Origin of the sequence: Streptomyces sp. NPDC052040, assembly GCF_044548405.1 — a bacterium.
In the GTDB taxonomy this organism is placed as follows: Bacteria; Actinomycetota; Actinomycetes; order Streptomycetales; family Streptomycetaceae; genus Streptomyces.
Map to the genome: position 1 here is coordinate 25,016 of NZ_JBIUBV010000016.1, position 18,076 is coordinate 43,091.

The window sequence follows — 18,076 nt, forward strand, 5'->3', positions numbered from 1 at the left end:
GTCAGGCGCCGGGCGCGGCGCGTGCCCGGAGACGGGCCGCCCTTCGCAGCCCCCGGGGGCCGGGTGCGGACGCGCGGAACTACCCGTCCGCGCCCGGGGCATGCTCCGCCGGACCGGAGCACTCCGGCACCCGGCCCCGCTCCCTGCCCCATGGACCCTCCCCGCGGCGGCACGCCCCGACAGCACATGCATGCCAGGCTCATGACAATTCAGGGCGGGGTCAAGAGCGCACCAAGGACACCGGGACACGCCGGTGCCGACGGCCCAAGCGGGCGTCGGCACCGGTCCGTTGGCACCCACCCGTCATCCTGCGAGGTTGTCCGCCATCTCCTCGGTGAGGTTGGACTCCGTCCCCGGGATCCCGAGGTCCGCGGCGCGCTTGTCGGCCATCGCCAGCAGCCGCCGGATCCGTCCCGCCACCGCGTCCTTGGTCAGCGGCGGATCGGCCAGGGCGCCCAGCTCCTCCAGGGAGGCCTGCTTGTGCTCCATGCGCAGCCGCCCCGCGGCCGCGAGGTGCTCCGGGACCTCCTCGCCGAGGATCTCCAGGGCACGGGCGACGCGCGCACCGGCGGCGACCGCGGCGCGGGCCGAGCGGCGCAGGTTGGCGTCGTCGAAGTTGGCGAGGCGGTTGGCCGTGGCGCGGACCTCGCGGCGCATCCGCCGCTCCTCCCAGGCGAGCACCGACTCGTGTGCGCCGAGCCGGGTCAGCAGCGCGCCGATCGCGTCACCGTCCCGGACGACGACGCGGTCCACGCCCCGCACCTCCCGGGCCTTGGCCGCGATCGACAGCCGCCGGGCGGCGCCCACCAGCGCGAGCGCGGCCTCCGGGCCGGGGCAGGTCACCTCCAGGGACGACGAACGGCCGGGCTCCGTCAGCGAGCCGTGCGCCAGGAACGCGCCGCGCCAGGCCGCCTCGGCGTCGCAGGTGGCCCCCGAGACCACCTGCGGGGGCAGGCCGCGGATCGGGCGGCCCCTGCCGTCGACGAGGCCGGTCTGCCGGGCCAGCTGGTCGCCGCCCGCCACCACGCGCACCACATAGCGCGAGCCGCGGCGCAGGCCGCCGGGCGCCATCACGATCAGTTCGGAGCTGTGGCCGAAGATCTCCAGGATGTCCCGCTTCAGGCGGCGGGCCGCCATCGCCGTGTCCAGCTCCGCCTCGATCACGATGCGGCCGCTGACCAGGTGCAGTCCGCCCGCGAACCGCAGGATCGCCGAGACCTCCGCCTTTCTGCAGCAGGTCCGGGTGACGGGAAGCCGGGAGATCTCGTCTTTCACCGCTGCCGTCATCGCCATGGGCCGATCCTTCCATGCATCCGAAAAATACGGTCGTACGCGGCGGCCAGCAGCTCCGGGTCGTGCCGCGGGGTTCCGTCGGTACGGGCCACCGGCGCCAGCTCGACCGCGGCGCCGAACCGCTCGGCGGCCTCGCTGAGCGAGGCGCGGTCGGGCACGGCGGCCTCGTCCGCCAGCACCACGTCCAGGGCGAGTTTAGGGGCGTGTCGTCCCAAAACCTCCAAATGACGCTGCGGGGAGAAGCCTTCGGTCTCTCCCGGCTGCGGCGCCAGGTTGAGGGAGAGCACCCGGCGCGCCTTGGTCTCCATGAGCGCGTCCAGCAGCTCGGGCACCAGCAGATGGGGGATCACGGACGAGAACCAGGAGCCGGGCCCGAGGACCACCCAGTCGGCGTCCAGCACCGCGGCGACCGCCTCGGGAACGGCCGGCGGGTCGGACGGCACCAGGTGCACCGACTGCACCTCTCCCCGGGTGAGCGCCACGGTCGCCTGCCCACGTACGGTGCCGACGTCGTCCGGGTGCTCCGGGTCGTGCCCCTTGACCAGGGCCTCCAGTGCCAGCGGGACGGCGGACATGGGCAGGACCCGGCCGTGGGCGCCGAGGAGCCTGCCGACCAGGTCCAGGGCCTGGACATGGTCGCCGAGCTGCTCCCACAGGGCGACGATCAGCAGATTGCCGACCGCGTGGTCGTGCAGATCGCCCCGGGAGTGGAAGCGGTGCTGGATGACCCGGGCCCAGGTCTGGCCCCAGTCGTCGTCCCCGCACAGCGCGGCCAGCGCCTTGCGCAGATCGCCGGGCGGCAGCACGCCCAGCTCGTCGCGGAGGCGGCCGCTGGAGCCGCCGTCGTCGGCGACGGTGACAACGGCGGTGAGGTCACCGGTGATGCGGCGCAGGGCGGCGAGCGAGGCGGACAGGCCCATGCCGCCGCCGAGGGCGACCACCTTGGGCTGGGTGCCGCGGCGGCGCACCCGGCCGCCCCGCCCCTCGGGGACCACCCGGCGCAGCCTGCTCAGCCGCAGAGTACGTCCCGTCACTCGCGCCCCATGTCCCGGTGCACGACCACGGTCTCCACGCCCTCGGCCGCCAGCCGGGCGGCGAGCTTCTCGGACATGGCGACCGAGCGGTGCTTGCCGCCGGTGCAGCCCATGGCGATGGTCACATAGCGCTTGCCCTCGCGCCGGTATCCGGCCGCGACCAGCCGGAGCAGCTCGGCGTAGCGGTCGAGGAAGTCCTTGGCGCCGGGCTGGTTGAACACATACGCCGCGACCTCCTCGTTGAGGCCGGTGTAGGGGCGCAGCTCCGGCACCCAGTGCGGGTTGGGCAGGAAGCGCATGTCCGCGACCAGGTCGGCGTCGACCGGCAGGCCGTACTTGAAGCCGAAGGACATGACGGTCGCCCGCAGCTCGGGCTCCTCCTCCCCGGCGAACTGGGCGTCCATCTTGGCGCGCAGCTCGTGCACGTTGAGGCTGGAGGTGTCGATCACCAGGTCGGCGTCGCCGCGCAGCTCGCGCAGCAGCTCCCGCTCGGCGGCGATGCCGTCGACGATGCGGCCGTCGCCCTGGAGCGGATGCGGTCTGCGGACCGACTCGAAGCGGCGCACCAGGGCCTCGTCGGAGGACTCCAGGAAGACGATCCGCCGGGTGACGTGCTTGGCCTCCAGGTCGGCGAGGGACTGGCGGAGGTTGTCGAAGAAGCGGCGGCCACGGACGTCCACCACGACCGCGATCCGGGCGACATTGCCCTGGGAGCGGGCGCCCAGCTCCACCATGGTGGGGATGAGCGCGGGCGGCAGGTTGTCGACGACGAACCAGCCGAGGTCCTCCAGACACTTGGCGGCCGTCGAGCGGCCCGCGCCGGACATGCCGGAGATGATCACCAGCTCGGGGATGCCCGCGTCCGCGGCCCCGGCCGTCTCACTGCCCGTACTCACCTGTGCTCCGTTTTCCCGGACCGTCTCCTGTGTCCGATCCGCGTCCGCTCCCTGCGGGGCGGTCTGCCCCTGGACCGGACGTTCTGCTGCGCGCTGGTCGTGCTCGGTCATCTCTCCTGCCCCCGTCGCTCGTCCGGGGCGCCCGCGGACACGGGCTCCCCCGGGGAACCCGGCGTCACCCCGGATTCTTCCTCTTCCATGATCTCTCCGGTCGCCGTGTTCACGGCGGGTGCGGCCGGAGCCGCCCCGGCGAGGGCCACGGCGATCGTCTCGGCCGTCTTGCGGCCGATACCGGGGACCTCCTGGATCTGGTCGATTGTCGCGGATCGCAGCCTTTTCACCGAGCCGAAATGCTTGACGAGCGCCTGTTTCCGGGCCTCTCCGAGGCCCGGCACCTCGTCCAGGGGGCTCGATCTGATGCGCTTGGTCCGTTTGGCGCGCTGATAGGTGATCGCGAAGCGGTGGGCCTCGTCCCGGATCCGCTGGAGCAGATAGAGGCCCTCGCTGGTGCGGGGCAGGATCACCGGGTCGTCCTCGTCCGGCAGCCAGACCTCCTCCAGGCGCTTGGCGAGGCCGCACACGGCGATGTCGTCGATGCCCAGCCCGTCCAGGGCCCGCCGGGCGGCGGCGACCTGCGGCTGGCCGCCGTCGACCACCACGAGCTGCGGCGGATAGGCGAACCGCTTGGGCCGCCCGTCGTCCTCGGTCAGGGCGGTGTCCCCGTCCGCCCACTCCCCCGTCCGCTCCTTCTCCGCCAGATAGCGGCGGAAGCGGCGGGTGATCACCTCGTGCATGGAGCGGACGTCGTCCTGGCCCTCGAAGCCCTTGATCTGGAAGCGCCGGTACTCGCCCTTGCGCTGGAGGCCGTCCTCGAAGACCACCATGGAGGCGACCACGTCCTCGCCCTGGAGGTGCGAGATGTCGTAGCACTCGATCCGCAGCGGGGCGCTGTCCAGGCCGAGGGCCTCGGCGATCTCCTCCAGGGCCCGGGAGCGGGTGGTGAGGTCGGAGGCGCGCTTGGTCTTGTGCAGGGCGAGCGCCTGCTGCGCGTTGCGCTGCACGGTCTCCATGAGCGCCCGCTTGTCGCCGCGCTGGGGGATGCGCAGCGACACACCGGACCCGCGGCGGCCGGTCAGCCATTCCTGGACCGGTTCTATGGGGTCGGGCAGCGCCGGGACGAGGACCTCCCTGGGCACGGCGTCGCCCGTCTCCTCGCCGTAGAGCTGCTGGAGGGCGTGCTCGACGAGGGCGGCGGTGGTGACGTCCTCGACCTTGTCCGTGACCCAGCCGCGCTGGCCGCGCACCCGTCCGCCGCGCACATGGAAGATCTGCACGGCGGCTTCGAGCTCGTCCTCGGCGACCGCGATCAGGTCGGCGTCGGTCGCGTCGGTGAGCACGACCGCGTTCTTCTCCATGGCCTTCTTCAGGGCCTCGATGTCGTCGCGCAGCCGGGCGGCCCGCTCGTACTCCATCTCCTCGGCCGACTCCGTCATCTGCCGCTCCAGACGGCGGAGGTGGGAGCCGGTCCGGCCGGCCATGAAGTCGCAGAACTCCTCGGCCAGTTCGGTGTGGTCCCCGGGCGAGATCCGGCCGACGCAGGGCGCGGAGCACTTGCCGATGTAACCGAGCAGACAGGGGCGGCCGGTGCGGGCCGCGTTCTTGAACACGCCCGCCGAGCAGGTGCGTACGGGGAAGACGCGCAGCAGCAGGTCCACGGTGTCGCGGATGGCCCACGCGTGCGAGTACGGCCCGAAGTAGCGCACGCCCTTGCGCTTCTGGCCGCGCATCACCTGCACCCGCGGGAATTCCTCGTTCATCGTCACCGCGAGGTAGGGGTAGCTCTTGTCGTCGCGGTACTTGACGTTGAACCGGGGGTCGTACTCCTTGATCCAGGTGTACTCCAGCTGAAGCGCCTCGACCTCGGTGGACACCACGGTCCATTCCACGGAGGCGGCCGTGGTGACCATCGTGCGGGTGCGCGGGTGGAGGCCCGCCAGGTCCTGGAAGTAGTTCGCCAGGCGCTGACGCAGGCTTTTCGCCTTTCCGACGTAGATCACCCTGCGGTGCTCGTCCCGGAATCGGTAGACCCCGGGAGAGTCCGGGATCTCGCCCGGCCTGGGTCGGTAGCTGGAGGGGTCGGCCATGTCTCACACCCTACTGGCGGGCGCCGACAGCGCGGCGACCCTGTGGACAACGCCCGGCGGGATCCCGCCCCACGCCCCGCCGGGGCGTCCGCAGCGGGCATCGTGGGCCGTCGCCCGGCGGGGGCGCGGGTGGCCGGGGCTCGTGGGGCGGCGCCTCGCGGGGCGTCCGTGCGGGGCTCCGTGGGACGGCGCCTCGCGGAGCAACCGTGCGGGGCCCGGCGCGGACGGGCCCGGCGCCGGGGGGCCGGGCCCGGTCGTGTCGGCCACATTGTGCGGGGATCGGGTTCCGGTCCGATTCCGGCACCCCTGCACAGCAGCCGGTGATCGGCCCGCAGCAGCGGGTACAGCCTTCGGCCACGGTCCGCCGTCCCAGGGGACTCAGGTGTTGTCGGGACTTGGTCAACACGCTTCAATGCGGGAAAACTTCGGGCCGCCGCCGGGGAGGTTCGCTGGTGAACGGACCTCACACGCCCCCGGCCGTCCCGGTACGACCCGGCGCGCGGTCCGACCAGCCGTCGCGCCCTTCACAGAAAGGCCCCCCACGTATGCCGCACGGCACACAGCACGCGGACGTCGCCCCGGTCGCTCCGGCGGAGTTGGAGGCAGCCCTGCGCGGCGGCCCCTTCCATGTCGCGCTGCGCACCGCGATCGCCGCCAGGGGCCTGCCGCTCCAGCGGGTGCAGCACCATCTGTCGCGGTACGGGGTCAGGGTCGGGGTGACCAGCCTCAGCTACTGGCAGCAGGGAGCGCGCCGCCCTCAGCGCCCCGAGTCGCTGCGCGCCGTGCGCGCCCTGGAGGAGATCCTGCAACTGCCCGACGAGTCGCTGATCCGGCTGCTGGCCGGAACCGCGGAGCCCTTGGGCGGCGGCCGTCCCGGAGGGCGTTCGTACCGTTCCCGGGTGGCGGCCTCGGGCGTCCTGGAGGAGCTGCTCGCCGAGCTGGAGTCGCCGCTCGACGGCGGACTGCACACCATCGGCCACCAGGACCATGTCCGCATCGGCGCGCACCGGGAGCTGCTGGCCCGGGAGTCCCACCACATCGTGCGCGCCCACCAGGACGGTGTGGACCGCTATCTCGCCGTCCATCACGGCGACCCGGGGTGCGCCCCCGAGCTGATCGCAGTGCACGCGCAGGAGAACTGCCGTACCGGCCGGGTGCGCTGGCACCGGGACACCGGTCTCCTCGTCGCCGAGCTGCTCTTCGACACCCGGCTGCACTCCGGCGACACGTTTCTCTTCCGCTATGCCTTCGAGGACGGCACCGCGGGCACATCCTGTGAGTACGTCCGCGGCTTCGGCCCGTCGGGCGGCCAGTACGCGCTTCAGGTGCGCTTCGCGGAGGAGGCCCTGCCGGTGCGCTGCCACCGGTTCACCCAGCACTCCCCCGCGGCTCCCCGCAGCGGCCGCCAGGAGCTGCGGCTGAGCGGAAGCCACCGCTCGGTGCATCTGGTGGAGCAGCGGGTGCGGTCGGGGATGGTGGGGATTGGCTGGGACTGGGAGTGACCCGGCCCGCCGGCCGGTCAGGCTCCCGGACCCGCCACGATGGTGCCGTTCTTCACCTCGACGGACAGCTCGTGCAGCGGCTCGGTCGCGGGCTCCTGCACCACCTTGCCGTCGCGGGCGTCGAACCGGCTGCCGTGGCAGGGGCAGATCAGCGTCGTGCCCGCCAGCTTGTTGATGGCGCATCCGGCGTGGGTGCAGATGGTGCTGTACGCCTTCAGGGATCCGTCGGCGGCGCGGCTCACGACGACGTTCTGGTCCCGGTAGAGCTTGGCGCCTCCCTCGGGGACCTCGCCCTCGGCGCCCAGGGAGACGGGGGCGGTGGGGGCGGACGCCCCCGCGCCGGTGCCACCGGGCGAGCAGGCCACGAGTCCCAGCCCGGCGACCGGGGTGAGGGCCGCCCCGCGCAAAACGGTGCGGCGTGTCGCAGAGGGACGGGCCGGCATGAGATCTCCACTGGTCAGGGGCGGTGTACGCCGGGAGGGTGACACGGCGACGATACCGGTGGCCGCCGTGACGTCCGCGGCGGGGGCGGAGGCACCCGGGCACAGCGATGTGCGTAAGCGCTTGCGCAAGCGTTTACGCGAGGCCCGGAATGAGATACGTTCCGCCCGGACGGCAGACGAGGCCCGACGGCCGAGGCGACCGGAGAGCCGGGGAAACCGGGAGGCCGGGGAGAGAGGAGACGTGCCCCATGGCGACGATGGCCGATGTCGCACGGAGTGCGGGAGTGTCCGTCGCGACCGTCTCCCATGTGCTGAACGGCACCCGCCCGGTGCTGCCGGGCACCCGGCAGGCCGTGCTGGAGGCAGTGGAGAGGCTGGGTTACAGCCCGAACACCCTTGCCCGCTCCCTGGTGACCTCGCGTACCCGGTCCCTCGGGCTCGCGGTCTCCGCCATCAGCAACCCGTACTTCACGGAGATCTGCCAGGGGGTCGAGGCCCGGGCCCGGGAGCACGGCTACGGCCTGCTCATCGCCGATCCGCGCGACGACCCGGAACACGAGTGCACCGTCGTACGGCTGCTGCACGAGCGCCGCGTCGACGGCCTGATCGTCGCGCCCTCCGCGGACCCCCGCGGACTCCTCGCCCTGCTCACGCGCCACCGTGTCCCCACCGTCTTCCTCGACCGGCTGGTCCCCTCCCCCGCGCCGGACCACAGCGCCCCGGACGTGAGCGGGGAGGCCGGGATCGGGCAGGGCGCGAGCGGGGAGCGCGGAAGCGAGGAGGGCGGGAGCGCCCCGGGCGACGGCACCCCGAACCGGAGCGCCCCGGATCCCCTTCGCTTCGACCAGGTGTGCGCCGAGAACGCGGGTCCCATGGCCCGTCTGGTCACCCATCTCGCCGGACTCGGCCACCGCAGGATCGGCCTGGTGGCGGGGCTGCCCGGGTTCAGCACCACGACCGAGCGGATCGACGGCTACCGCCAGGGCCTCGCGGCCGCCGGGCTCCCCCACGACGAGCGCCTGGTGGTGCACGGCGACTCCGCGGCCGAGGGCGCCGAGCGCGCGACCGCGGCCCTGCTGTCGCTCGCCGCGCCGCCCACGGCCCTGGTCACCGCCAACAACGCGATGACCCTCGGCGCGCTGCGTGCCCTGCGCGACCGGGGTCTGTCCGTGCCCGGCGACCTCGCCCTGGTCTGCTTCGACGACTTCGCCTGGGCGGATCTCTTCTCGCCCCGGCTCACCGCGATCGCCCAGCCCAGCCGGGAGATCGGCACGGAGGCCGTACGGCTGCTGCTGGAGCGGATCGAGACACCCGACCGGGCCTCCCGCACCGTGCGGCTCCCCAGCGCCTTTGTCCACCGCACCTCGTGCGGCTGCCCTGACATCCATTCCGAGAAGGGAACCGTCTCGTGATCGTCGTCGCCGGTGAGGCCCTGATCGACCTGGTCCCGCAGGACGCGGGCGCCCTCGCCCCGCTCCGGCCCGCGCTCGGCGGCGGTCCCTACAACACCGCCGTGGCGCTCGGCCGGCTCGGCTCCCCGACGGCCTTCTGCTCCCGTCTGTCGTCCGACTCCTTCGGCGGGGCTCTGCTGGACGGGCTGCGCGCGGCGGGCGTGGACGTGTCGGCCGTGCAGCGCGGCCCGGAGCCGACCACCCTGGCCGCCGCCACCGTCGACGGCCAGGGCTCGGCCGCGTACTCCTTCCATGTGGAGGGCACCGCGGACCGGCTGTTCACTGCACCGGACGTCCTTCCCCCGGGGGTCCGGGCGGTCTCCTTCGGCACCTGTTCGCTGGTGCTCGAACCGGGGGCCACGGCCTATGAGGAGCTGATGCGCCGGGCCGCCGCCCAGGGTGTCTTCACCGCCCTCGACCCGAACATCCGCGCGGGGCTGATCCCGGACCCCGATGCCTACCGGGCCCGTTTCAAGAGCTGGCTGCCGTCGGTGGCCCTGCTCAAGCTCTCCGCGGAGGACGCCGGGTGGCTGGGCGGCACCCCGCGTGAATGGCTGGCCTCCGGCCCCGGGGCGGTGGTGGTCACCCATGGCGGCGACGGGCTGACCGCCTTCACCCGGGACGGGGCGGAGCACTCGGTGGCCGGGGTCCCGGTCGATGTGGTGGACACCATCGGCGCGGGTGACACGGTGAACGCGGCCCTGCTGCACGGACTGGCCGCCCGCGACGCCCTCTCCCCGGCCGGTCTGGAGGCCCTGGACGCCGACGGCTGGCGCGAGTTGCTGCACTTCGCGGCCCGGGCCGCGGCGATCACCTGCTCACGGGCCGGTGCGGAACCGCCGTACGCCGCAGAGCTGGCGGCCCCTTAGCCGACCGCCCCCTTGCAGCTCCCGTGGCCGCCCGGACCGGGGCGGCCAGGGTCCGGTGGTTCCACGACTGGCGCCCCGCGGGGAGTTCCGCGGGGCGCCGGCCGGTCGTGCGAGAAGCGGGGATCAGGCCTTGCGGGCCCGCGTGGTCTTCTTCGCGGGTGCCGCCTTCTTGGTGGCACCGGCCGCCTTCTTGGCCGCCGTGTTGTTCACGCTCTGCACGGTCTTGGCCGCCGACGTCTTCTTGGCCGGGGTCGTCTTCTTGGCCGCCGACGTCTTCTTGGCCGCGGCCGCCGTCGTGGCCGCCGCGGTCTTCTTCGCCGTACGGCCCGTCGCCGTCTTCCTGGCGGTGGACGAGGCGGCGACCGCCTTGGCCCCCGCCGCCCGGCGCGGTGCCCCGGCCGGGGCCGCGTCGCTGACGCGCTCCGCTCCGAGGACCTCGCGCAGGAACTTGCCGGTGTGGCTGGCCGGGACCCCGGCGACCTCCTCGGGGGTGCCCTCGGCGACCACCAGGCCGCCGCCCGCGCCGCCCTCGGGGCCCATGTCGACGATCCAGTCGGCGGTCTTGATGACATCGAGGTTGTGCTCGATGACGATCACCGTGTTGCCCTTGTCGACGAGTCCGCCGAGCACCGTGAGCAGCTTGCTGATGTCCTCGAAGTGCAGACCGGTGGTCGGCTCGTCCAGGACGTAGACCGTGCGTCCGGTGGACCGCTTCTGGAGTTCGCTGGCGAGCTTCACCCGCTGGGCCTCGCCGCCGGACAGGGTGGTCGCGGACTGGCCGAGGCGGACATAGCCGAGGCCCACGTCGTGCAGTGTCCTCAGATGCCGGGAGATCGCCGGTACCGCCTCGAAGAAGTGCATGGCCTCCTCGATCGGCATGTTCAGGACCTCGGCGATGGACCTGCCCTTGTAGTGGACCTCCAGGGTCTCCCGGTTGTAGCGGGCGCCGTGGCAGACCTCGCACGGGACGTAGACGTCCGGGAGGAAGTTCATCTCGATCTTGATGGTGCCGTCGCCCGCGCAGTTCTCGCAGCGGCCGCCCTTGACGTTGAAGGAGAAGCGCCCCGGCAGATAGCCGCGGACCTTCGCCTCGGTGGTCTCGGCGAACAGCTTGCGGATGTGGTCGAAGACGCCGGTGTACGTCGCCGGGTTCGACCGCGGGGTGCGGCCGATGGGCGACTGGTCGACATGCACGACCTTGTCGACGAGGTCGTCGCCGTCCACGCGGGTGTGGCGTCCCGGCACGTTCCTCGCGCCGTTCAGCTCGCGGGCGAGGTGGGTGTAGAGGATGTCGTTGACCAGGGTCGACTTTCCGGAGCCGGACACACCCGTGACGGCCGTGAACACGCCCAGCGGGAAGGAGACGTCGATGTCCTGGAGGTTGTTCTCCCGGGCACCGTGCACCGTGAGCCGGCGGGAGGGGTCCTGCGGGCGCCGCACGTCAGGCAGCGGGATCGACTTCCGGCCCGAGAGGTACTGCCCGGTCTGCGACTCGGCGTTGCCGAGCAGCTCCTTCAGGGAGCCGCTGTGCACGACCTTTCCGCCGTGTTCGCCCGCGCCGGGGCCGATGTCGACGATCCAGTCGGCGACCTTGATGGTGTCCTCGTCGTGCTCCACCACGATGAGCGTGTTGCCCATGTCGCGGAGGCGGACCAGGGTCTCGATCAGCCGGTGGTTGTCGCGCTGGTGGAGGCCGATGGAGGGCTCGTCGAGGACGTAGAGCACGCCGACGAGTCCGGAGCCGATCTGGGTGGCCAGGCGGATGCGCTGGGCCTCGCCGCCGGAGAGGGTGCCGGCCGCGCGGTTCAGCGAGAGGTAGTCCAGGCCGACGTCGACCAGGAACCGGAGCCTCTCGTTGACCTCCTTGAGGACCCGCTCGGCGATCTTCTTGTCGCGGGCGTCGAGCTTCAGCTCGCCCAGGAAGTCGGCGCAGTCGCTGATGGACATCGCGGAGATCTCGGCGATCGACCTGCCCATGATCGTGACCGCGAGGACGACCGGCTTGAGCCGGGTGCCCCGGCAGGTGGGGCAGGGCACCTCGCGCATATAGCCCTCGAAGCGCTCCCGGCTGGCGTCGCTCTCGGCCTCGCTGTGGCGGCGCTTCACAAAGGGGACGGCGCCCTCGAACGGGGTCGTGTACACGCGTTCGCGCCCGTACCGGTTGCGGTAGCGGACCTCGATCTGCGTCTTGTGGCCGTGCAGCAGGGCCTTCCTGGCGCGCTGCGGCAGACCCGCGAAGGGGATGTCGGTCCGGAAGCCGAGGGCGTCCGCGAGGGCGCCGATCAGGCGGCCGAAGTAGTCCTTGGTGTGCCCGTGCGACCAGGGGTGGATGGCGCCCTCGTCGAGGGACTTCTCCTCGTCCGGGACGATCAGCTCGGGGTCGACCTCCATCCGCGTGCCGATGCCGGTGCACTCGGGGCAGGCGCCGAAGGGCGAGTTGAAGGAGAAGGAGCGGGGCTCCAGCTCCTCGAAGGACAGGTCGTCGTACGGGCAGTAGAGGTGCTCCGAGTACATCCGCTCGCGCTCGGGGTCGTCCTGGGGGAGGTCGACGAAGTCGAGCACGACCATGCCGCCGGACAGGCCGAGCGCGGTCTCCACGGAGTCGGTGAGGCGGCGCTTGGCGGAGTCCTTCACCGTGAGGCGGTCGACGACCACCTCGATGGTGTGCTTCTCCTGCTTCTTCAGGGTGGGCGGCTGGGAGAGCTGGATCGTCTCGCCGTCCACGCGCGCCCGGCTGTAGCCCTTGGTCTGGAGGTCGGCGAAGAGATCGACGAACTCGCCCTTGCGCTCGCGCACCAGCGGCGACAGCACCTGGAAGCGGCTGCCCTCCGGCAGCTCCAGCACCCTGTCCACGATGGCCTGCGGCGACTGGCGGGAGATCGGGCGGGCGCACTCGGGGCAGTGCGGCTTGCCGATGCGCGCGAAGAGCAGCCGCAGATAGTCGTAGACCTCGGTGATCGTGCCGACCGTGGAGCGCGGGTTGCGCGAGGTCGACTTCTGGTCGATCGAGACCGCGGGCGAGAGGCCCTCGATGAAGTCGACGTCCGGCTTGTCCATCTGGCCGAGGAACTGCCGGGCGTAGGAGGACAGCGACTCCACGTAGCGCCGCTGCCCCTCGGCGAAGATCGTGTCGAAGGCCAGCGAGGACTTGCCCGACCCCGACAGGCCCGTGAAGACGATGAGCGAGTCGCGCGGCAGGTCGAGCGAGACATTCTTCAGGTTGTGCTCGCGCGCGCCACGGACGATGAGACGGTCGGCCACGCCGGTCCGCACCTTTCTTGAGAGAAGCGACAGGGGCGGGGCCCCCGTGCTTTTCCAGACTAGGGGGAGCCACTGACAACGCCGGTCGGATCCCTGGGTCGACAACAATCCCCCGACCATCCAGCATGCCCGACGCCGCACTCGACCATATAGCACGTGCATTCGATTTGCGGGGTGAGTCCGCCTCCTTCACCCGAAGGAGTGGTCCGACTAGGGTCGGCGCCATGATTGATCACGCGCGCGACCTGGCGTCTGTACGTGAGGCGACGGAACGGCTCCTCACCGCTGTCACCAAACTGGACAACGCGGCAGTGGCCGAGTCGTCACGGCTGCCCGGCTGGACCCGGGGCCATGTCCTCGCCCATCTCTCCCGCAACGCCGACGCCCTGGTGAACGTACTGGAGGGGCGTCCGATGTACATCTCCGCCGAGGCCAGGGACGCCGACATCGAGCGGGACGCCCCCCGCCCCCTGGAGACCCAGCTCGCCGACCTGCGCGCGAGTGCGGACCGGTTCCGGCAGGCCGGGGACGCACCGGCGGACTGGTCCCGCACGGTGGAGCTGCGCAACGGCGTCACCGACGCGGCGGCCCGGGTGCCGTTCCGGCGGTGGATCGAGGTGGAGCTGCACCATGTGGACCTCGGGATCGGCTACGCGCTGGAGGACCTGCCTGCGGAGTTCGTCGAGCGGGAGATCGCCTTCCTCGCGGACCGGTTCGCCGGGCTCGCCGAGGTGCCGTCCACCCGCGTCACCGACGGCACGCACACCTGGCACACGGGCCGCGCGGCGGACGGCCCGGAGGTCACGGTCCAGGGACCCGCGCCCGCCCTGCTCGGCTGGCTCGCGGGCCGCCGCGACGGCGCCGCCCTGCACAGCGAGAACGGCCCCCTGCCGACGCTCCCGCCGCTCTAGGCCGGGACGCTCCCCGGTCCCCTGCCCCGCTATAGGCTGCCGCCATGACGTACAGCGGACAGGTGACGGTCGGCGGCCCGGCGGATGTGCACGAGCTGAAGGACCTGATGATCACCAAGATCGCGGTCGGCCCGATGGACAACAACGCCTATCTGCTGCGCTGCCGGGCGACCGACGAGCAGTTGCTGATCGACGCGGCCAACGACGCGAGGACGCTCCTCGGGATGATCGGTGACGACGGCGTCGCGTCCGTCGTCACCACCCATCAGCACGGGGACCACTGGCAGGCTCTCGCCGAGGTCGTGGCGGCCACGGGCGCACGGACGTTCGCGGGCCGCGAGGACGCCGAGGGCATCCCCGTGGCCACGGATGTGCCGGTCGACGACGGCGACACGATCCGGGTGGGGCAGGTGGAGCTGACCGCTCGCCACCTGGTGGGCCACACACCGGGTTCGATCGCCCTGGTCTACGACGACCCGCACGGGCACCCCCATGTGTTCACCGGGGACTGCCTCTTCCCGGGCGGCGTGGGCAACACGCACAAGGACCCGAAGGCCTTCGCCCGTCTGATCCACGACGTGGAGACGAAGATCTTCGACGTGCTCCCCGACGAGACCTGGGTCTACCCCGGCCACGGCAACGACACCACCCTGGGCGACGAACGCCCGCACCTGCCGGAGTGGCACGCACGAGGGTGGTGACCACCGCCCGTCTCAACGCGCCCGGCGCGCAGGCCGGGCGTGCGCACCCCGTGTGAAGCCTTCGCACGCGCCGATCCCCCGCGCACGCTCCCATCGCGTGCGCCGGAGCGGTCAACTGGAGGCAGCCCCGCCCGGGAATGACGGCTCCCGGGCGGCACGGGCCGCCGGTCCCCCGGTTCCCGCCCTCGACCGGCGGCCCCAGGCGCGCATGTTCACACCATGGCAACACCCGTTCCCACCATGCGGACAGTTGCCCATGTGACCTCGACAAACGGTGTGCGGCGCTGCCACTCTCCCGCCATGCAACGTGTCCAACGCGCTCTGCGCCGCGCCGCGTCCGGCGCCACCGTCGCCCTGCTCGCCCTTGCCGTGGGGTGCGCCCCGCAGCCGGAGGGGAACTCCTCCGCCAAGGCTTCCGGGACGGCCGCGGGCGCCTGCAAGCGGGGCGCGTTGGCCACGAAGACCTCGGGCAGGCTGACGATCGCCACCGACGAGCCCGCGTACGAGCCCTGGTTCAAGGACGACAAGCCCTCCAACGGCAAGGGCTTCGAGTCGTCGGTGGCCTACGCGGTGGCCCGGCAGCTCGGCTACGGCCGAAGTGCCGTGACCTGGCAGAGCGTTCCCTTCGACAAGGCCTTCGCACCGGGTGTGAAGACCTTCGACTTCGACATCAACCAGGTCTCGGTCAGCGCCGAGCGCCGGAACGCCGTGGACTTCTCGTCCGGCTACTACGACGTCCGCCAGGCCGTCATCGCCCTCAAGGGATCGAAGGCCGCGCGGGCGAAGAGCATCGCGGACCTCCGGACCGCCAAACTGGGCGCCCAGGTCGGCACCACCAGCCTCGACTACCTCACCGATGTGGTGAAGCCGACCCGGCAGCCCGCCGTGTACGCCAAGAACGACCAGGCCAAGTCCGCCCTGAAGAACGGCCAGGTGGACGCGATCGTCACCGATCTGCCGACCGCCTTCTACATCACCGCGGCCGAGGTGACCGACGCCAGGATCGTCGGGCAGTTCGAGAACCGGGGTGGTGCGCCGGAGCAGTTCGGGCTCGTCCTGGACAAGGGCAGCGCGCTCACCCCGTGCGTCAGCTCCGCCGTGGACGCCCTGCGCCGGGACGGCACCCTGGCGCGGCTGGAGAAGCAGTGGCTGTCCGACGCCGTCGACGCCCCGGTGCTCAAGTGACGCTCGCCGAGAAGGAGTCCGCGGGGGCGTCCGGTGAGGACGGTGCGGGCCGGATGCCCGGCGGGGAGGGCGCGTACGTTCCCTCCCCACGGCGGATCGAGCGCGAGCGGTACCGGCGTGCCCGGGCCCGGCGCGCCACCGCCGTCGCCGCGGTGTCGACCCTGGTCACCGGCGCCGTCCTCGGGCTGCTCGTGGTCAACGCGCCGGGCTGGCCCCGCACCGAGGAGACCTTCTTCAACGGGCGGTACGCGCGCGAGGCCCTCCCCAGGATCCTCGACGGCCTCTGGCTCAATGTCCGTCTGCTGCTGGTGTGCGGGGCCGCCGTCCTGGTCCTGGGCATGCTGATCGCCGTCGCCCGCACCCTGCGCGGGCCGGTGTTCTTCCCGCTGCGCGTCCTGGCGGCCGCCTACACGGACTTCTTCCGCGGACTGCCGCTGATCATCAACCTGATGATCGTGGTCCTCGGCGTTCCGGCGCTGCGCCTCCAGGGCGTCACCGTCGACCCGGTACTCCTCGGCGGCACGGCGCTCACCCTCACCTACTCCGCCTATGTCGCCGAGGTGTTCCGCGCCGGGATCGAGTCGGTGCATCCCTCGCAGCGGGCCGCGGCCCGCTCGCTCGGCCTCACCAACCGCCAGGCGCTGCGCCATGTGGTGCTTCCGCAGGCGGTACGGCGCCAGGTGCCGCCGCTGCTCAACGACCTGGTGTCGTTGCAGAAGGACACCGGTCTCGTCTCGATCGGCGGCGCGGTGGACGCGGTGCGGGCCGCGGACATCATCGTGGGCCGGAGCCTCAACTACACGCCGTACATCGTCGCGGGGCTGGTCTTCGTGGCGCTGACCATTCCCATGACCCGTTTCACGGACTGGGTGACCGCCCGGATGGACCGCCGGCGGGACCAGGGAGGGACCCTGTGAGCGACATCCTCTCCCCCGACGCTCCCCTCGGCCCCGACGGGACCGGCGAGGCCGACCAGGCCCCCGGGACCGACGCGGCCCCAGGGAAGGCCGGTCCCCCGGTGCTGCGCATGGAGTCCGTCCGCAAGACCTTCGGGGGCTCCGTCGTCCTGCGGGACGTCGATCTGGAGGTCGCGCCGCACACGGTGACGGCGCTCATCGGCGCCTCCGGCTCCGGCAAGTCGACACTGCTGCGCTGCGCGAACCTCCTGGAGGACATCGACGACGGCGCCATCTGGCTGGACGGCGAGGAGATCACCGACCCGCGGGCCGACCAGGACGCGGTGCGCCGCCGGATCGGCGTGGTCTTCCAGTCCTACAACCTCTTCCCCCACATGACCGTCCTGGAGAACATCACCCTGGCCCCGCGCCGGGTGCACGGGACGGGCCGGGCCGCGGCCGAGGAGCACGCCAGGGAGCTGCTGGAGCGGCTCGGGCTCGGGGCCAGGGCGGCCGAATACCCCGACCGGCTGAGCGGTGGCCAGCAGCAACGGGTGGCGATCGTACGCGCGTTGGCCGTACGCCCCCGGCTGCTGCTCCTGGACGAGATCACCGCCGCCCTCGACCCCGAACTGGTCGGTGAGGTGCTCGCCGTGGTCCGGGACCTCAAGGAGGAGGGCATGACCATGGTGCTGGCCACCCATGAGATGGGCTTCGCCCGTGAGGTCGCGGACCAGATCTGCTTCCTGGACGGCGGCGTGGTACTGGAACGCGGCACGGCCGAGGAGGTCTTCGGCGACCCCCGGCACGAGCGCACCCGGCGCTTTCTGCGCCGGATCGTGGACGCCGGACGGCTCTGAGGACGCGCCGCGGCTCCTCGGGGGCCTCCTCGCAGGAGCCGGTGGCGTCCGTCAGGTGTCCGTACGCCCCGCTCCCGCGAGCGCCGCGACCCGCTCCACCGCGAACGCGTACCCCTGCACACCGCACCCGGCGATGACACCGTCGGCGCGCTGGGACACGTACGAGTGGTGCCGGAACGGCTCGCGCCGGTGGATGTTGGAGATGTGGACCTCCACCACCGGCAGTCCGTCACACGCGTTGAGGGCGTCCAGGATCGCCACGGAGGTGTGGGAGTAGGCGGCGGGGTTGATGACGATCCCCGCGTGGTTCAGCCGGGCCTCCTGGATCCAGTCCACCAGTTCGCCTTCGTGGTTGGACTGCCGGAAGTCCACCGTCCCCCCGTGGGCGGCCGCCGCCTTCGCGCACAGCGCCTCGACGTCCGCGAGCGTCTCGGAGCCGTAGATCTCCGGCTGCCGCTGCCCGAGCAGGTTCAGGTTGGGGCCGTTGAGGACCATGATCGGGGCGTGGGCGAGGGTGGGGGGCACGGTTCCTCCGGTCCGTTCGGATCTGCCGCTCCTCGGGGACCGGCTGCTCATCACCCGGTCTATCACGGTCGGCCGGGGGCCCGGCGCACCACCGTGGTCCGCCGG

Annotated in this window: 15 protein-coding genes; 8 read left to right on the forward strand and 7 right to left on the reverse strand. The window is 72.3% G+C overall.

What is annotated here, in order from left to right; all coding sequences use genetic code 11:
* Positions 1 to 303 precede the first annotated feature (303 nt).
* From whiA to uvrC, 4 genes are read right to left on the reverse strand one after another with little or no spacing between them, the layout of a single operon-like run.
* Positions 304 to 1,293 (reverse strand): DNA-binding protein WhiA, encoded by a 990-nt coding sequence (whiA, locus tag ACIHAA_RS25955; RefSeq protein WP_234515156.1) that lies wholly within the window; start codon positions 1,291 to 1,293, stop codon positions 304 to 306.
* Positions 1,284 to 2,327 (reverse strand): uridine diphosphate-N-acetylglucosamine-binding protein YvcK, encoded by a 1,044-nt coding sequence (gene yvcK, locus ACIHAA_RS25960; RefSeq protein WP_399821153.1) that lies wholly within the window; start codon positions 2,325 to 2,327, stop codon positions 1,284 to 1,286. The genes whiA and yvcK overlap by 10 nt, the downstream gene beginning before the upstream one ends.
* A complete protein-coding gene (gene rapZ / locus ACIHAA_RS25965) occupies positions 2,324 to 3,334 on the reverse strand; it encodes an RNase adapter RapZ (RefSeq protein WP_399821154.1) in 1,011 nt (336 codons plus the stop codon). The genes yvcK and rapZ overlap by 4 nt, the downstream gene beginning before the upstream one ends.
* Positions 3,331 to 5,367, reverse strand: coding sequence for an excinuclease ABC subunit UvrC (gene uvrC, locus ACIHAA_RS25970; RefSeq protein ID WP_399821156.1), 2,037 nt, complete (start codon positions 5,365 to 5,367; stop codon positions 3,331 to 3,333). The genes rapZ and uvrC overlap by 4 nt, the downstream gene beginning before the upstream one ends.
* Before the next feature lie 545 nt (positions 5,368 to 5,912).
* On the opposite strand from uvrC, the gene ACIHAA_RS25975 reads away from it, so the two are divergent.
* The gene (locus ACIHAA_RS25975; protein ID WP_399821159.1) at positions 5,913 to 6,869 is read left to right on the forward strand and encodes a hypothetical protein; all 957 of its coding nucleotides are present in this window, start codon (positions 5,913 to 5,915) and stop codon (positions 6,867 to 6,869) included.
* 17 nt (positions 6,870 to 6,886) lie between these two features.
* Here ACIHAA_RS25975 and ACIHAA_RS25980 read toward each other — a convergent pair whose 3' ends face one another.
* Positions 6,887 to 7,312 (reverse strand): Rieske 2Fe-2S domain-containing protein, encoded by a 426-nt coding sequence (locus tag ACIHAA_RS25980; RefSeq protein WP_399821161.1) that lies wholly within the window; start codon positions 7,310 to 7,312, stop codon positions 6,887 to 6,889.
* A 248-nt stretch (positions 7,313 to 7,560) separates the two neighbouring features.
* Between ACIHAA_RS25980 and ACIHAA_RS25985 the strand changes: the two genes are divergently transcribed.
* Both ACIHAA_RS25985 and ACIHAA_RS25990 read left to right on the forward strand, forming a co-directional pair.
* Positions 7,561 to 8,724, forward strand: coding sequence for a LacI family DNA-binding transcriptional regulator (locus ACIHAA_RS25985; protein ID WP_399821163.1), 1,164 nt, complete (start codon positions 7,561 to 7,563; stop codon positions 8,722 to 8,724).
* Entirely contained in the window at positions 8,721 to 9,632 is a 912-nt protein-coding gene (locus tag ACIHAA_RS25990; protein WP_399821165.1) for a carbohydrate kinase, read from the forward strand. The genes ACIHAA_RS25985 and ACIHAA_RS25990 overlap by 4 nt, the downstream gene beginning before the upstream one ends.
* Before the next feature lie 123 nt (positions 9,633 to 9,755).
* Here the strand turns inward: ACIHAA_RS25990 and uvrA are convergent, their stop codons facing one another.
* Positions 9,756 to 12,893 carry an excinuclease ABC subunit UvrA gene (gene uvrA / locus ACIHAA_RS25995; RefSeq protein ID WP_399821166.1) on the reverse strand — a complete coding sequence of 1,046 codons (3,138 nt, stop codon included), beginning with the start codon at positions 12,891 to 12,893 and terminating at the stop codon, positions 9,756 to 9,758.
* 224 nt (positions 12,894 to 13,117) lie between these two features.
* Here uvrA and ACIHAA_RS26000 point away from each other — a divergent pair, with 224 nt between their 5' ends.
* From ACIHAA_RS26000 to ACIHAA_RS26020, 5 genes are all read left to right on the forward strand, one after another.
* Entirely contained in the window at positions 13,118 to 13,804 is a 687-nt protein-coding gene (locus ACIHAA_RS26000) for a maleylpyruvate isomerase family mycothiol-dependent enzyme (RefSeq protein ID WP_399821168.1), read from the forward strand.
* 44 nt (positions 13,805 to 13,848) lie between these two features.
* Complete coding sequence (locus ACIHAA_RS26005) at positions 13,849 to 14,505, forward strand: MBL fold metallo-hydrolase (protein WP_399821170.1); 657 nt, start codon at positions 13,849 to 13,851, stop codon at positions 14,503 to 14,505.
* 300 nt (positions 14,506 to 14,805) lie between these two features.
* Positions 14,806 to 15,690: an ABC transporter substrate-binding protein gene (locus ACIHAA_RS26010; RefSeq protein WP_399821172.1), complete on the forward strand. Its 885-nt coding sequence runs from the start codon at positions 14,806 to 14,808 to the stop codon at positions 15,688 to 15,690.
* Positions 15,691 to 15,743: 53 nt separating this feature from the next.
* Positions 15,744 to 16,607 (forward strand): amino acid ABC transporter permease, encoded by an 864-nt coding sequence (locus ACIHAA_RS26015; RefSeq protein WP_399821361.1) that lies wholly within the window; start codon positions 15,744 to 15,746, stop codon positions 16,605 to 16,607.
* Positions 16,608 to 16,717: 110 nt separating this feature from the next.
* The gene (locus tag ACIHAA_RS26020) at positions 16,718 to 17,446 is read left to right on the forward strand and encodes an amino acid ABC transporter ATP-binding protein (RefSeq protein WP_399821363.1); all 729 of its coding nucleotides are present in this window, start codon (positions 16,718 to 16,720) and stop codon (positions 17,444 to 17,446) included.
* A gap of 51 nt (positions 17,447 to 17,497) precedes the next feature.
* On the opposite strand, the gene aroQ is transcribed toward ACIHAA_RS26020, so the two are convergent.
* Positions 17,498 to 17,971: a type II 3-dehydroquinate dehydratase gene (gene aroQ / locus ACIHAA_RS26025; RefSeq protein ID WP_399821174.1), complete on the reverse strand. Its 474-nt coding sequence runs from the start codon at positions 17,969 to 17,971 to the stop codon at positions 17,498 to 17,500.
* Positions 17,972 to 18,076: the final 105 nt, after the last annotated feature.

Excerpts from the sequence above, each read along its gene's own strand:
- whiA (WP_234515156.1), bottom strand. The coding sequence starts at position 1,293 with ATGGCGATGACGGCAGCGGTGAAAGACGAGATCTCCCGGCTTCCCGTC.
- rapZ (WP_399821154.1), bottom strand. The coding sequence starts at position 3,334 with ATGACCGAGCACGACCAGCGCGCAGCAGAACGTCCGGTCCAGGGGCAG.
- uvrC (WP_399821156.1), bottom strand. The coding sequence starts at position 5,367 with ATGGCCGACCCCTCCAGCTACCGACCCAGGCCGGGCGAGATCCCGGAC.
- ACIHAA_RS25975 (WP_399821159.1), top strand. The coding sequence starts at position 5,913 with ATGCCGCACGGCACACAGCACGCGGACGTCGCCCCGGTCGCTCCGGCG.
- ACIHAA_RS25980 (WP_399821161.1), bottom strand. The coding sequence starts at position 7,312 with ATGCCGGCCCGTCCCTCTGCGACACGCCGCACCGTTTTGCGCGGGGCG.
- ACIHAA_RS25985 (WP_399821163.1), top strand. The coding sequence starts at position 7,561 with ATGGCGACGATGGCCGATGTCGCACGGAGTGCGGGAGTGTCCGTCGCG.
- ACIHAA_RS26000 (WP_399821168.1), top strand. The coding sequence starts at position 13,118 with ATGATTGATCACGCGCGCGACCTGGCGTCTGTACGTGAGGCGACGGAA.
- ACIHAA_RS26005 (WP_399821170.1), top strand. The coding sequence starts at position 13,849 with ATGACGTACAGCGGACAGGTGACGGTCGGCGGCCCGGCGGATGTGCAC.
- ACIHAA_RS26010 (WP_399821172.1), top strand. The coding sequence starts at position 14,806 with ATGCAACGTGTCCAACGCGCTCTGCGCCGCGCCGCGTCCGGCGCCACC.
- ACIHAA_RS26015 (WP_399821361.1), top strand. The coding sequence starts at position 15,744 with ATGCCCGGCGGGGAGGGCGCGTACGTTCCCTCCCCACGGCGGATCGAG.
- ACIHAA_RS26020 (WP_399821363.1), top strand. The coding sequence starts at position 16,718 with ATGGAGTCCGTCCGCAAGACCTTCGGGGGCTCCGTCGTCCTGCGGGAC.